Raw genomic sequence first — 249 nt, forward strand, 5'->3', positions numbered from 1 at the left:
TGTCGATTTGTGGAGCAACAACCATTCGATAACTGACGCCGGTGGCAATCGCGTGCGCGATCAGAAAGGCGGGGCCACGCACCACAAGATCGGAGGTTGCGAGCGTCACACCGGTCATCAGCACGAAGGCCGTGACGAGGTAGAGGGCGAGGAAGCTGACCGATTGCCAGTTCTCGATATCCCGCTCGCCGGCGGATAGGTCGGCTTGGGTCAGTTCGGCCATAATCATGCCTCCCTGCATTCAAGTCC

The 249-nt window shown here is 59.4% G+C and carries 1 protein-coding gene; it reads right to left on the reverse strand.

Annotation, left to right across the window (positions count from 1 at the left end):
* Positions 1 to 223 (reverse strand): hypothetical protein (locus R0J92_RS25260; protein ID WP_411053709.1); only part of this gene is annotated, 223 nt, incomplete at its 3' end.
* Between the last annotated feature and the right edge of the window lie 26 nt (positions 224 to 249).

This window comes from Tritonibacter sp. SIMBA_163, from assembly GCF_046535935.1.
GTDB classification, from domain to species: Bacteria; Pseudomonadota; Alphaproteobacteria; order Rhodobacterales; family Rhodobacteraceae; genus Epibacterium; species Epibacterium scottomollicae.